General features: G+C 64.2%; 8 protein-coding genes. 4 read left to right on the top strand and 4 right to left on the bottom strand.

All coding sequences use genetic code 11. From position 1 onward, the window contains the following. Positions 1–21: 21 nt before the first annotated feature. Together AB1K63_RS00770 and AB1K63_RS00765 are read right to left on the bottom strand one after the other, a co-directional pair. Positions 22–486 (bottom strand): RDD family protein, encoded by a 465-nt coding sequence (locus AB1K63_RS00770; protein WP_366957988.1) that lies wholly within the window; start codon positions 484–486, stop codon positions 22–24. A gap of 116 nt (positions 487–602) precedes the next feature. Further along, a complete protein-coding gene (locus tag AB1K63_RS00765; protein ID WP_366957987.1) occupies positions 603–3,254 on the bottom strand; it encodes a TonB-dependent receptor in 2,652 nt (883 codons plus the stop codon). A 646-nt stretch (positions 3,255–3,900) separates the two neighbouring features. Between AB1K63_RS00765 and AB1K63_RS00760 the strand changes: the two genes are divergently transcribed. Beyond that, complete coding sequence (locus AB1K63_RS00760) at positions 3,901–5,355, top strand: hypothetical protein (RefSeq protein WP_366957986.1); 1,455 nt, start codon at positions 3,901–3,903, stop codon at positions 5,353–5,355. A gap of 116 nt (positions 5,356–5,471) precedes the next feature. After that, positions 5,472–7,289 (top strand): translational GTPase TypA, encoded by a 1,818-nt coding sequence (gene typA / locus AB1K63_RS00755; protein ID WP_366957985.1) that lies wholly within the window; start codon positions 5,472–5,474, stop codon positions 7,287–7,289. 85 nt (positions 7,290–7,374) lie between these two features. Here the strand turns inward: typA and AB1K63_RS00750 are convergent, their stop codons facing one another. Then, positions 7,375–8,226, bottom strand: coding sequence for an outer membrane beta-barrel protein (locus tag AB1K63_RS00750; RefSeq protein ID WP_366957984.1), 852 nt, complete (start codon positions 8,224–8,226; stop codon positions 7,375–7,377). Between the two features lie 282 nt (positions 8,227–8,508). Between AB1K63_RS00750 and AB1K63_RS00745 the strand changes: the two genes are divergently transcribed. Both AB1K63_RS00745 and AB1K63_RS00740 read left to right on the top strand, forming a co-directional pair. Continuing rightward, on the top strand, positions 8,509–10,578 hold the full coding sequence (locus AB1K63_RS00745) for a DUF1963 domain-containing protein (RefSeq protein ID WP_366957983.1): 2,070 nt from the start codon (positions 8,509–8,511) through the stop codon (positions 10,576–10,578). A 44-nt stretch (positions 10,579–10,622) separates the two neighbouring features. Then, positions 10,623–11,636: a DUF4424 family protein gene (locus AB1K63_RS00740; RefSeq protein ID WP_366957982.1), complete on the top strand. Its 1,014-nt coding sequence runs from the start codon at positions 10,623–10,625 to the stop codon at positions 11,634–11,636. Here AB1K63_RS00740 and AB1K63_RS00735 read toward each other — a convergent pair. Continuing rightward, entirely contained in the window at positions 11,633–12,379 is a 747-nt protein-coding gene (locus AB1K63_RS00735; protein WP_366957980.1) for a hypothetical protein, read from the bottom strand. The genes AB1K63_RS00740 and AB1K63_RS00735 overlap by 4 nt on opposite strands. Positions 12,380–12,387: the final 8 nt, after the last annotated feature.

The following is a 12,387-nucleotide window of genomic DNA, read 5'->3' as shown; positions in this document are numbered from 1 at the left end:
CGGCAGGGCCGCCCGCAGGAATCACCGGAACACGTCGGCCTGCTGCCCGACCTGGCCCGGCTGGCCCTTCCAGACCAGCGTGGAGGCGAGCATGTCGTGCAGCGCCTGCTTCTTCTCCGTGAACGCGGCCATGATGTATCCGATCAGCAGAATGATGCTCGAAAGGATCTTGCCGAAATAACGGCCCGTGGCGCGCATGAAGCTGATCCGCTGCCCGTTGTCGTCGGTGACCACGAGGCCCAGCGCCATCTTGCCCAGCGTACCCTGCTTGGCGGAACTCTCCATCAGCGCGAAATACAGCCACTGGCCCACGAAAATGATGAGATACATCAATAGGACGCCCGCACCCGCGGCGGTGTCCGAGCCCGTCGCACCCAATCCCACGCCGAATGGCACCATGATGATCATCTGCGCGATAAAGAGGATGATCGCGTCGATCAGATAGGCGCCGAAGCGGATCCAGAAGCCCGCATATTCCGTTTGCATGTCCCCAATTCCCTCACTTGTCGTCCCTGACAGTTACGCACCACAACGATGCGTATTTGGCAACAAAAAAGGCCCCGCCATCGCTGGCGGGGCCTCCTTGTTTCACGGATGCCCGATCAGAAGCGGAACCGGACCGTGCCGCCATAGGTGCGCGGCTGGCTCGGATAGCCCGAGATCGTGCCCGGCTGTGCGACGCCCGGGAAAATCTGCGTCAGGTACCGGTCGTTGGTCAGGTTGCGAACGAAGCCCGCGATTTCCAGACCGCTTTCCAGCGCCAGCGTGAGCGAGGCGTTCACCTGGTTCACTTCGCGGCGATAGTTGCGTGCAACCTCGATCGGGTTGTCGAAACCGGGGACGCCTTCGATCAGCTGCGTGTTCGCCTCGTGGTAGTAGTCCACGCGGCCGATCAGCGCATTGCCCGTATTGCCGAACTCGTGCGTGTAGGTCGCCGAGGTCGCGATGGTGAAGTCCGGAACGCCGGCCACCGACTGCCCCGTGAGGTCGCCCACGACCGATCCCGGGAAGTCGTCATACTGGGAATCGAGGTAGGTCAGCGCGAAAGTGAACACCAGCGGATCGATCGGGGTGACAGTGGAGTCGAATTCGAAGCCCTGCACCGACTGCGAACCGGCATTGACGAGCGCGAAGCCCGTGCCGGTGAAAGCGTTGGACTGGAATCCGTCGATCGTCTGGTCGAACACCGCCAGGTTGAAGGCGAACTGCGGGAAGCTGGCCTTCAGGCCGAATTCGTAGACTTCCGATTCCTCGGGGCCCGCGAAGCGCGATCCGGTCGTCAGGTTCGGCACGGCAAGACCGGCATCGCGAATGGGCGAGGACGGGGCCAGGATGGTGCTGCCGAACGGACCCGGCGTGAAGTCCGCATTGGTCGGGCGGCTGTCACGCGACAGGTTGACGGAGCTGGCCTTGAACCCGGTGGCGTAGGTGAAATACGCGTTGAGGTTGTCGGTCACGTCGTACGCCGCGCGCAGCGTGTAGCTCCAGTTGTCGTCCCGCGTTTCGCCCGGCTCGACCGAGTTCGGCACGTCGAGGAACGGCGGCAGGAACTGCAGCGCCTGCAAGGCCAGCAGCGGGTTGGTCGCAGGGTTGGTCGCGGCGTTAGCGATCGCCTGGAAGGCGGCCGGGTTGGCAGCGGCGAAGGCTTGGATCTGCGCCGCGCCGATCTGCGACGGCGGGGTCTGCGTGATCTGGGCGATCTGGCCGACGATGACCGCGTCCACGAGGTTGATGTTCGCCAGCGGGTCGAGCGAATCCTGCGACAGGGTGAAGTCCTTGCGATCGTCGGTGTAGTTGAAACCGGCGGTCAGCGTCAGGCGATCGGTCAGGTCGAAATCGACCTGACCGAATACCGAGTAGGACTCGTTGTCCAGGGTGAAGAATTCTCGGGTCGCCGGGCCTTCGGCGAAGATGCCGCCGGCCGGAAGGCCGAGCGCCGCTTCGACGCCCGCCAGGGTGCCGGGCACGCCGCTGCCTGCAAGCAGGTCGAAGAACGCACGGGAATCCTCGCCATTGTCGAGGCCGCTGTTCTGTTCCGCGCTTTCGTTGAAGTAGTAGCCGCCAAGCAGGAAGTTCAGCGGACCGTCGAAGTCCGACGCCAGACGCAGTTCCTGCGTGAAGGTGTCGACCGCCTGGTTGCGGAATTCGCTGACGACCGCCGCGCTGGAGAAGTCAACGTCCTGCTCGTTGAAGGCGCGCAGTTCGCGGTAGGCGGTGATCGAGGTCAGCGTCAGGTTGCCCAGTTCCAGGTCCGCCTGGATGGAGCCGCCGTAGTTCTCGATATCGTTCACCGGCAGCGTGTCGAGGAACACCTGGTCGCTGAACGGATCTTCGACGTCGAGCGCACCGCCCACGGCGAACAGCAGCGGCACGGACGGACCGGCCAGCACGTTGCCGGCGGCGCAGCAAAGCTCGTCGATCTTGGAATAGTCGCCGATGGCGCGGACGGTGAACGGACCGTCATTGTCGAACAGCAGCTGGCCGCGAACGACGTAGCGATCGCGATCGTTGATCTTCTCGTCCAGGTTGACGACGTCAACGTAGCCGTCGCGCTTGTTGTAGGTGCCGTCGAGCGAGAAGGCGATCGAGTCCGTGATCGGGCCGGTGATGTCCGCCTTGGCCACCATCGTGTCGAAATTGCCGTAGGTGAAGCTGGCCGAACCGCCGAATTCGAACTGCGGTGCGCGCGTGATCACGGAGATGACGCCGGCGCTGGCGTTCTTGCCGAACAGCGTGTTCTGGGGACCGCGAAGGACTTCGATGCGGCTGACATTGGCAAGGTCGTTGATCGAAGCGGCAGAGCGCGAACGGTACACGCCGTCGATGAACACGCCGACCGACGGTTCGATGCCGACATTGTTGGCGCCGTTGCCGAAGCCGCGAATGATGAAGGTGGTGTTGGCGCTGCTCTGCAGCTGGCTGACGCGCAGCGACGGGGCGACGGTCACGAGGTCGGCGAGGTCGCGGATTTCGGCCCGCTCCAGCGTTTCCGCGCTGGTCACGCTGACCGAAACCGGCGTTTCCTGCAGCGTCTGCTCGCGCTTCGTGGCCGTCACGATGATGACGGTGCCTTCCTGCGATTCCAGTTCGTCGAACCCGTCGTTCGGGTCGTCCTGCACGGTCGCCTCGGCCAGTTCCTCGGCATCCTGCTGGTTGGACTGCGCGGCTGCGACACCGGGAATGGCGAGACCGGCGACGCCGGCCAGCAGTGTGTAACGAGCGGCCGCGGAACGGCCAGTAACGGTGAATTTCATGAGATCTCCATCCCTCTCGAGCGCGGGGGATGTTTATTCTGCCCCCTTCTGGCGCAGCAATTATCCGACCCGTGCACCGCAAACAAGGATAATGCCGCATATGTTGCGCTGCAGCGCACTCTTTTGTTGCTACCGAGTCACACTCGGTGCCTTGCCGTTACGGCATGCGCCGGCGTGATTTGCCGCACCGCTGCATCGCACAATGAGCAGTTGCGTTGCAGAAAGGCGACATGGCGAGCCCGGACAAGCACCCCCTCCCCCATTTGTAGGATTGTGCCGGTTTGCGCATGGAGTCAGTGTCGCGGTCGGGACGGTTGCGACGGGGAGTTTCGGCATGCGGTTTACACGGTACGGCGGCACGTTTGCGCGGGCGGTTGCGATGCTTGGCGCCCTGCTCGCCCTCGCCACGCTCGCGCCGGCGTGGGCGCAGAGCGATTATGCCCATGCGGTGCTGAAGAAGGAATTCGAAGCGAACCGCTTCCCGATCGATCCCGATACCGGCGGGCCGGGGGAAGGCGTCGCGACGGATGCTTGGGGCTCGGTATTCTACAGCGGCAGCGGGTGCCGTTCGCAAATCGTCGAAAACATGCCGCCCATCGGGTCCAGCCCGGCATCCAACCGAACGATCGATCTTGATTGGAAAACCATGTCCAGCCTCGGCCTTTCGACCGAGAATGACGGGTATCTCCTCGTCGAAAGACCGAACCTCGACACCGAATGGTTCTGGCTCGGGCGCAACTGGCGCGCAAATGTCGCCCTGTTCGAGATACAGAGCGCCTGCGCGCCGAACAGCCGCCATTCCGAAACCAATCCCGAACGCGCAAGTGCGTTGCGGGACATCAAGGCAATCGTGAACGGACAGCGTACGCCGATCTTCATCGATGGAAAGAAGGTCGCTGGTTACAACGGGACGGCCACCATATTCGGCGGCGGCTGCGCAACCATTCGCGACTGGGCTACTCCGGCCGTGGAGCAGGCAGGCAAGCGCCATCCGGCGGCCCAGGGAGGCGAACCCGTTATCTGGATGTCTCCGCTGACCATCGCGATTACGCCCGGCATACCGGACTACGTCGGCGTCAGGCGCGAGAACGACACCAAGATCGACTACTATTATGCAGGCAGTTCCGCGAAGGCCGTGGAATTGAAGGCCGCGATGGACCGGCTGGCGAAAGCGTGCCGGCCGGAGCACGTGGCATCTTCGACCGTGGATTCGCGCGTCGTCGATGCCTTTAGCAACTTCAATGTCGATCTGCCGGCAGACTGGAACACGCCCAAGGCGGCCGGCACTTGGCCAAGTCTCGCCGGACTTTCTCCGGCCCTCGCGGCCAATATTCGCGACTGTCGCAGGAAGTTCGAGGATACAAGCGGCGAACGCCTCTTCGAAAGGCTTCAGTTGCGACCCGGCATGACCGATGCCGCTGCAGAGATTATCTTCGCACGAAATATGCTCGCGAGCGATTTGGTTTCCTCTTATGTCTATCGCTGTGCTGACGAGGATCTGATCGAGACGCCCGCGGACGCCGAGTTCATGGATTACGATAGGCTGGAGGCATCGGCCAAGCCGATCGCCGCCGCTGCCGCTGCCCGCGCCGAAGCCGATTTCACTGCCCGCGCCAACAAGATCCTGCTCGCCACTCGCCCGAAAGTCTCCCAATCGGGAATGCAGGCAGAAGTCGATGCGATCACGCGTTACGCGTCCATGACCAACATCTGCGGAACGCCGAATTTGTCCCCGCTTTACCTCGACCGGTATAGCCGCAGTTCGGTCAGCGATTATAACAGCCGTTACAATTCGAATGTCGCGATCGCAAACTGTCTGAAGGACTACTGGGACAGCCGAGGGGCGAAGAAGCCGCTTCTGAACGAGGCCTATGGGTGGGCCCATCGTGTGAAATTCTTCACATGCGACAAATGGAAATCGGCAGCGTGTTTGCCATCATCTGAATTTTCGTCGATCTGGAAGTTTACTAGCAACGAGGCAACGGCCAGAATCAAAGCTTTCGAAGATGCCTACTACAATGACCAGCGAAACAAGGCGGAGGCTTTGAACTTCAAAATCCGGGACTGGCTCGAAAACCAGAAACGCATGTATCCCGACTGATCGGGGGGCCACGCATGACGTAGGCATTCCAAGGGTTGATGAATCGCCTCATCGGCGCTAGGCGGCGTCCGCATTATTGCTGCGCCGCAGCAAACCCTCCTGAGAAAGCATCAGCCATGTCCCGCGACCTTCGCAATATCGCGATTATCGCCCACGTCGATCACGGCAAGACCACGCTCGTCGACCAGTTGTTCCGCCAGTCGGGCACCTTCCGCGAAAACCAGCGCGTCGAAGAGCGCGCGATGGATTCGGGCGATCTCGAAAAGGAACGCGGGATCACCATCCTTGCCAAGTGCACCAGCGTGGAATGGGGCGGCAACCGGATCAACATCGTCGACACGCCGGGCCACGCCGACTTCGGCGCCGAGGTCGAGCGCATCCTCAGCATGGTCGACGGGGTCATCCTGCTGGTCGATTCCGCCGAGGGACCCATGCCGCAGACCAAGTTCGTCACCGGCAAGGCGCTGGCGCTGGGCCTCAAGCCGATCGTCGTCGTCAACAAGATCGACCGCAGCGATGCGCGCCCCGACGAAGTCCTGGACGAATGCTTCGAACTGTTCCTGACGCTCGACGCCAATGACGAGCAGCTGGACTTCCCCTCTCTCTGGGCGAGCGGCCGCGACGGTTATGCCAGCACCGACAAGGATGCGCGCGAAGGCAATCTCGACCCGCTGTTCGAGCTGATCGTCAACCACGTGCCCGCACCCGGGCTCGACACGGACGGACCGTTCAGCTTCCTCGCCACCCTGCTCGATCGCGACAATTTCATGGGCCGCGTGCTGACCGGCCGGGTCCAGTCCGGCACGGTCAAGATCAACGATCCGATCCACGCGATCGACGCCAACGGCAAGGTCATCGAGACCGGCCGCGCGACCAAGCTGATGAGCTTCGACGGGCTGGAGCGCGTCCCGGTCGAGACTGCGAAGGCAGGCGACATCATCGCGCTGGCGGGCCTCGAAAAGGCGACCGTCGCCAACACCATCGCCGATCCCTCGGTCACCGAGGCGATCCCCGCCCAGCCGATCGATCCGCCGACGCTCGCCATGCGATTCAGCGTCAACGACAGCCCGCTCGCAGGCCGCGAAGGCAGCAAGGTCACCAGCCGCATGATCCGCGACCGCCTGTTGCGCGAAGCGGAAACCAACGTCGCCATCCGCGTCACCGAGAGCGCCGACAAGGACAGCTTCGAAGTTGCCGGCCGCGGTGAACTGCAGCTCGGCGTGCTGATCGAGACGATGCGCCGCGAAGGCTTCGAGCTGGGCATCAGCCGTCCGCGCGTGCTGTTCCGCGAAGAGGACGGACAGCGGCTGGAACCGTACGAAACCGTCGTCATCGACGTGGACGACGAGCATTCCGGCACGGTCGTCGAGAAGATGCAGCGCCGCAAGGCGGAGCTGACCGAGATGCGCCCGAGCGGTTCCGGCAAGACGCGCATCACTTTCAGCGCCCCGTCGCGCGGCCTGATCGGCTATCACGGCGAATTCCTGTCCGACACACGCGGCACTGGGATCATGAACCGGTTGTTCGAGAAGTACGACGCCTACAAGGGCGCGATCGAAGGCCGCCAGAACGGCGTCCTGATTTCCAATGCCACCGGCGAAGCCACGGCCTATGCCCTGTTCGCGCTGGAAGACCGCGGTGAGATGTTCATCGGCGGCGGCGCGAAGATCTACGAAGGCATGATCATCGGCGAGAACGCGAAGCCGGAAGACCTCGAGGTCAACCCGCTCAAGTCCAAGCAGCTGACCAACTTCCGCAGCACCGGCAAGGACGATGCGATCAAGCTGACGCCGCCCCGCGTGATGACGCTGGAGCAAGCCATCGCCTATATTGACGACGACGAAATGGTCGAGGTCACGCCGGAAAACATCCGCCTGCGCAAGGCGCTGCTCGACCCGCACGAGCGCAAGAAGGCCAAGCGCAAGGCCGACTGAGCCATCCGCCATCCGACACGAAAAAGGGCGCCGCGATCACTCGCGGCGCCCTCTTTTTGTAGGTATCCGGTGTTACCGGCAAGGCTCAGAAGTGGAAGCCGAGCGTCGCACGGAACGAGTGGAAGCCGAACTTGTCTTCGGTCGGCTGGATGCTGGTCTGGCCGCCATCGAGCAGGAACGGGTTCGTGTCCGGCGCGGTACCCTGCGTCACGAGGATCGAGTAGTCGTCGTCGTTGTAACGGTTGTACAGGTACTCGGCACCGATGCTGATGTTGCGCGTCAGCATGAATTCCGCGCCGCCACCGGCCTGCCAGCCGAATTCCCAATCGTCGTCATCGACCGGCGTGAAATCGTTCGCGCCGTTGGTCGTGGCGAAGCCATGGTCGAGCTTGGCATAGCCGACGCCGCCAGTGGCGTAGAACAGGCCGCGGCCGTCACCCGGCGAGATACCGGCGCGAAGGCGACCGGCCACCGAGTAGTCGAGCTTGCGGCTGATCGTGTAGCTGGCGGGCGTTCCGCTGAAGCCGGTCGAGAAGTCGCGCGCTTCGGAACCGGCACCCTCGATCAGGGCGCCGACCACGATCGGTCCGCCACCCAGGCGCTTGTCGAGACCGATCCGGCCGAAATAGCCGAGGTCGTTGTCATCGTCGGTGCAGCCGTCGGCGGCCAGGCCCGAATTGGCGTTCCCGTTGCAGAAGCCGGGCGCGAACGCATCGGCACCGGTCACAGTCTGCACGGTATCGTCGAACACACCGTCGCCGTTGGTGTCGAACACGATGCCGTCTGCCGGATCGGATTCGAGCTGGTCGAGACTTACGCCGCCGGAGATGTAGAGGCCGTTGAAGTAATCGTCGGGCGTCGTTTCCTGGGCCATGGCCGGAACGGCAAAAGCGGTGGTCGCGGCAAGCGCCGCTGCAAAGCCAATCTTCGTTTTCATCTGTATTCCTTTTGAATTTCAATCCCTGATGCGGGGGCCGAACGGACCGGATCGCGATTACGTTCCACGCCGGACAAAAAATCTTGCCGGGAACAGGTGCAAAATTGCGACACCCTGTTGCAAACGGGATATTTCGTTCATTCAGGAGAAAGGTTCGCAAGACGGCGTCGTCGGAAAGCCACAGGAATGCGGAGCTTTCCCGGGCGATGCGAACAGCCTTAAATTCGTCTTAACGCGTTGGACCTATGAAGGCGCTGGACAACTATCGAGAGGTCTTTCGCGATGATGCAGTATGCCGGGCAAATGGGGATCGTGGTGGGGATCCTCGTGATCGCCCTCCTCTTCCTGCTGCGCGAGCGGCAGAAGAAGGAAGCCTCCTCCGTCGTCGGCAGCCTGGGAGTCCAGCGCTCCATGCCGATCCAGCCGATGGACGACGATCCCAAAGCGGAACGCCGGAAGGCGGACGCCGCCGAACGCACGGCACCCGAAGGCGACGAGCCTGCCTCCGCGCGCGAGAAGACGTCCCGGTTCCGGCTCGGCCGTCGCAAGGGAGCGAACCCCGATAGCGAGGAAACCGCCGAAGCACGCAAGGCCGAGGAAATCGCGATCGAGGAACACGTCGCCTCGCGCACCGCGCGCATCCTCCGCCGGGCGGAAGGCCGCACGGATGCGGACCCGACCACCGAGGAAGCAGCCGAGCCCGCTGAAGCAGCCGTGTCAGATACTGGCGCCGAGGACGAGACGGCACGCGAATACGATGCGGCGGAGGACCTGATCGCAAGCGAGGACGGCGCGGCCATCGAATTCGAGCCCACGGACGAAATCGAGGAATATCCGTACGAAGCCGACGGAGTTGGCGCGGACACGGCATCTCCCGCGATGCACGACGAACACGACGCCGTCGAAAACGGCGAGCGGGTCGGCATCGTGCTTCGCCGCCAGATCCCGCCGCGCGACAAAGCGCCGCGCAGCTGGCTGGGCGGGCTTCCGATGATGCCGGACGATATGGAATGGCCCCGCGGGACGAACCCGGACAATTCCGATGCCGGAGACGTGCCGCTGCATTTCGTGGCGCAGATCGAGTGCAGCGCCCTGCCGGACGATCTGTGGGACGGTTCCGGTCCGCGTGACGGCTGGCTGCTGTTCTTCCTCAACGGCAACACCAGCCAGCAGGAAGAAGGGACCTACCGCGTCATCCACACCACGGAACGCGGCGCGCAGCGCATGCCGCCGAGCGATATCGGGGCGGTCCATGACGGCCATTTCGCCGGATCGCAGTTCGGGTTCATGCCGCAAGCCCATGTGCCGCCCGTCTGGCCCTTCTGGCCGGTCGACGTGGTCGCCGTGCCCGCCGAACTTTACGAGCAGGACGGCATTGCCCGCGCCACGCCGCCGCATTTCGCGCAATCCCTCTATGCCGGCGACGCGGTCGGCGAGTACACCGCGCCGGACCTCGCCCCGTTCACCTGGGGCTGCCTCTATTCGCCGGTGCTGAAATCGGCGGAGAGCATGGAAGCGCCCGCTCCGGTCGATCCGGACCGGGAAGCCGCGCGCCTGCACGAAGCCCTGTCGCAGATCGGCGACCTGCGCAGCCTTGCGCACCGCCTGGACGAAGACATCGTGCTGGGCCAGGAACGGCTGGACAATGCCGGGGACGCCATGGATCCCGAAATGCGCCAGCGGCTGCAAGAGCGCGTAGCGCGCGACAAGGCCGACCGTGCGGATTTCGCCGGCATCATCGAACGAAACAGCGATGCCCACAGCATGACCGCTTTCCTGCGCGCCGAAGCGGACGGGTACCGCGAATGGCGCGCCCAGTCGGCGACCTTCCTGCGCGAAGTCGCGGCCAAGGTCGGCGGGATCGATCCCGACACGCCGCTGGCGCAGGAGGACTGGCACGAACTGCGCCAGATGCTGGAAGAACGCACCCACGGATACTGGGTGCTGCGTGAAAACCATGGCGCGCAGCCGGTGCTGGAACGGGTCGTGGCGGACACCTGGAGCGCGATCGACCGGCATATCGCCGCTGCCACGCGTGCCTATGCGGTCCAGTGCTACGTCGATCCGGCCCTGCGCGACAGCGTGCTGCCGGAGGGCCATCGCGAGGCGCTGGAGCCCTGGCTGCGGACGCTGAGCGACAACCGGCCGCACCGGATGGGCGGTTACCACGACAGTGTGCAGACGTCCCCGCTGGAACGCCCGCCGGGCCACGAACTGCTGCTGCAGCTCGCATCGGACGATCCCATGCACTGGTGCTGGGGCAATGCGGGCGCGGTCTATTTCACGATTTCGGCCGACGCGCTGGCAGCGGGCGAATTCGACCAGGCACAATGCGAAGTGGAGTGCCACTGACGGGGGCTTGCCGCCGCGCCTGACCCGGCGCAGAACCTGCGTTCATGACGACCATGCGCGCGATTCTCGCCGGGCTCACACTGGCCCTCGCCCTGCCCCTGTCCGGGGCCTTCGCCAACGACAGCGAAGCGGAATGGGCCATCGGAGGCCTCGTGCTGAAGGCCAATGACGATATCAGCATGGACCGGGAGGACCTGTTCCTCTCGGCGGACGAGGTGCGGGTCGACTACGTCTACACCAATCATGCCGATACGGACAGCGAAGTGACGATCGCCTTCCCGCTGCCCGCTCTGCCGCAGGCGAACGGTTACGCGGACCCTTACGCCTATCCCGACTGGGACGCGTTCGAATTCGCGACCACCGTGGACGGCGAACCGGTCGCATGGGAAATGGTCGACCGCGCAATGATCGGCGATCGCGACGTGACCGACCTCGTGCTGGCCGAAGGCCTTCCCGTCCACTGGTACCGCGACGAGGCGATGTACGAGCGGATGGAGGCGCTACCGGACGCGCAGCGCATGCGGTGGCTGGAGCTCGGCCTGCTGGAGGACCTCCCCGATGCGGGCATGGCGATGCCGGCCTGGCAGGGCCAGCGCCACCTGGTGCGCGTCCAGACTTTCCCCGCAGGGCAACACGTGCGGGTATCGCACCGCTACACCCCCTTTGCCGGCGGGAGCGTGGGCGGATTGCTGGAAACGCAGGCCCGGGAAGAGGACTGGGCGCAGGAATACCTGGCCGAATACCGGACGCGATACTGCATGGAGGACAGCTTCCTTGCCGCGATCGACCGCAAGCTGGCACCGCGCGACGGTACGCCGCCACCGATGACGAGCGAGACCTGGCTCGGCTACGTGCTGTCCTCGGGCGCCAACTGGCGCGGACCGATCGGGGAGTTCCGGCTGGTGGTGGACAAGGGCGATGCGGACAATCTGGTCAGCTTCTGCATGGACGGCGTGCGCAAGATCTCGCCGACGCAGTTCGAGGTGGTAAAACGCGATTTCGAGCCGACAGAGGATCTCGATATCCTCATCGTCAACTTCCACGACGCCGAAGACTAGGCCGTCCGCAGCGCGAGTTCGCCGAGCACCAGCGCAGCGTAGAGACCCGCGCCGAGCAGGAACGGGACGAAGCGGCTTTTGCGTTCTTCCGGCAGTTCCTCCTTCAGCACCACCAGGATGATGCCCCCGCCGATGAAGGCGAACAGGCAGCCGATGGCAAGTTCGGGCAGCGCGACCTGCGTGCCCAGCGCCCAACCGCCCAGCGTGGCGGCGGACAATACCCAGCGCCCTTTCCCGTCGTAGATCTCCGGATGGTCGCGTCGCGTGCCGAAATCGGCCGTCACGAAATGAAGGAGCATGGCGGCGAAGAACAGCACCAGCCCGCCCGTACTCGGGTCCTCGCGATGGTTGAGCAGGTAGGCGATGACCGCGATCAGCAGGCTGCTGGCGACGATGTGCAGCCAGAACACGCCGTGGTCGGGCCGGTCGCGTCCTTCCCGGCGCTTGCGCCCGTCGCGCGAGACCAGCAGCGCCCGCTCCAGCCCGTAGAACAGCGCCAGGCCCGCCAGCGAAAGGGTATAGACCATGCTTTCCGCCAGCGTCTCGCGCATGCCGGTCTCGCGGCCGAACGTGGCCCCGTGCGTGCCCAGTTCCGGCATGATGTGGAGAAAGACGTAGCCCACCGCCACGCCGCCCGCGAAGCTCAGCCACCGGCTGCGCGGCTCCACGTCGAGGAAGCGCAGCCGGCCGACGAACAGGTGGACCACGACGAAGGCCAGAGCCATCGCCAGCGTGATCCACACCGATACTC

Origin of the sequence: Qipengyuania sp. JC766, from assembly GCF_040717445.1 — a bacterium.
Classification (GTDB): Bacteria; Pseudomonadota; Alphaproteobacteria; order Sphingomonadales; family Sphingomonadaceae; genus JC766.
The sequence above is the reverse complement of the archived record's forward strand: the minus strand, read 5'-3'. Positions and strand labels throughout refer to the sequence as shown.